Source organism: Pricia sp., assembly GCF_041745955.1.
Lineage (GTDB): Bacteria > Bacteroidota > Bacteroidia > Flavobacteriales > Flavobacteriaceae > Pricia.
The window spans coordinates 1-2,197 of the sequence record NZ_JBGTHY010000311.1; the positions used below are offsets into that span (position 1 = coordinate 1).

The 2,197-nt window shown below is 45.1% G+C and carries 1 protein-coding gene and 1 pseudogene; one reads left to right on the forward strand and one right to left on the reverse strand.

Going from position 1 to position 2,197, the window contains the following annotated elements:
* Positions 1-218: pseudogene (locus ACEW8S_RS11330) on the reverse strand (hypothetical protein); the annotation flags it as partial.
* Positions 219-479: 261 nt separating this feature from the next.
* Here ACEW8S_RS11330 and ACEW8S_RS11335 point away from each other — a divergent pair.
* Positions 480-2,197: SusC/RagA family TonB-linked outer membrane protein (locus ACEW8S_RS11335; protein ID WP_373518265.1), on the forward strand; the 1,718-nt coding region annotated here is incomplete at its 3' end.

Below are 2,197 nucleotides of genomic sequence, written 5' to 3' on the forward strand. Positions count from 1 at the left end.
CGGGTCCACATGACCTTACCTTTGCTGTAGATCTTGATTTGCCTATATCCATTGGTATTCGGCAAGGTATCCGACACGCCACCATCTTCCCAATTATAGCGGTTGATAAGTTCCCAAGTACCTTCCAAAGAGGTTGCGGCCTGAGGTTTCGATGAAATAAACGCGGTCGCAGAGATCAATAGCGCTAGGGCAAGAGCCGATTTAAGTAACTTTTTCATGATATAGTATTTTAAGGTTCTCTAATCCATTTAACTTTATCAAAGTACGATTTATTTTACAATTACGATAATTATTACTTTTAAAATTTATCAAAATGTTATTAATAGGAAATCCTACAAATTAGACCTTTTCTAATCTAACCCACATGGAATTAGGGTATTGTCACGAATCCCATTTAATTTCATACGGTATACCTTTTAAGTAAATTTTGGATATTGGATTTATTTCTTACTTTTAAGTGCTAACTAACTCTACAAGCTATGAAGTTTATTACATTACTACTGTTTGTCCTTTTGAGTGCCTACAACGCTTTTGGGCAGACGATTACCGGAAATGTTACCGATGCGACCGATGCTCCCCTGCCAGGGGTAACCATTATTGTTGGCGGGACAAATAGAGGAACGACTACCGATTTTGACGGCAATTACTCCATAGTGGCGAGCTCCGGCGATGTACTGCAATTTTCCTACATCGGCATGCTGTCCAAAGAAGTTACGGTTGGGTCGAGCAATTCGATCAATGTAATGCTACAGGAAGATTCCGAACAGCTAGATGAGGTTATTGTTACCGCATTCGGTATTTCACAGGAGAAAAAATCCCTAGGCTATGCGGCACAGAATATTGATGCCGACGCCATTACTAAAACCAAACAGACCAATTTGGTCAGTGCCTTGCAAGGTCAAGTCGCCGGTGTACAGATTACGAATTCTGGCGGGGCACCCGGCCAGAGTTCACGAATAATTATTCGGGGGATAAATTCGTTGGACCCATCTGCCGATAACCAACCCTTGTTCGTAGTCGACGGGGTACCGATAGATAACTCGACCATTGAATCGGGTCCGAACGATACGGCCCGCGGCCTGACCAACAGGGCTGCGGATATCAATCCGGCCGACGTTGAATCCATGTCCGTACTAAAAGGTGCCGCTGCGACTGCCCTTTATGGGGTAAGGGCTGCAAATGGTGCAGTGATCATCACTACAAAAAGGGGAAAAAGCGGCAAGGTCAGTATCAATCTCAATACTTCTGTAGGCTTTGAGGAACTGAACAGTCTGCCAAAGCTTCAGAAGGAATACGGACAGGGCTTCAGCGGCGAATATGACCCAACCAGTTTCTGGCCGTCTTGGGGCGCCCGCATTTCGGAGGTGGCACAGACCGTACCGGGGCACAAATATCAGGACAACTGGAACCGTGCGTTCAACACCGGGGTTCAGACCGACCATAGCCTCAGTGTTTCGGGCGGAGGTGAAAATGCTACTTTTTATGGTTCGTTTGGTCGTTTCGACCAAAAGGGAATCATTCCCTTCAGTGATTGGGCGCGAACGACCGCAAAACTCTCCGGAACGGTAAAGGTCAGTGAAAAATTCGATTTTAGCGGATCTATAAATTACTCTAATTCCGGGGGAAACCGAGTGCCGCATGACCGGTTTATGGAACGGATGATGTATTGGGCGGAAACACAGGATGTAAGGGATTATATCAATCCCGATGGTACGATGAAGACCTACGGCAACACCAACCCGATATACGATGCCCGTTTTAGTACGTTCGAGGATGATGTTAACCGTATGATCGGTAATTTGAACTTCAACTATAGCCCTACAGATTGGCTGACCTTATCGTATCGGTTGGGTACCGATTATTACAGCGATTCAAGAACTACCATTACCCCGGGGCCCAAAGGTATCGATGGTGAAGTCCCGTTGAGCTCTACGGGTAGTATTGATGAGACCCGTATCAATAGTAAGGATATCACGTCGAATTTTTATCTCACTTTAAAGAAACAGTGGAACGATGACCTGAACACCACGCTTCGATTGGGCAACGATGTTTTTCAACGGAAGTTCGATCTTGTTACGGCAAGGGGCGTAGATTTTGTAGTTCCCGATTTTTATAATGTCAACGCTACCAGTCAGATTTTTACGGATCAAGATAAAAGCATCCGAAGATTGGTCGGTTTTTATGGCGATCTTATGGT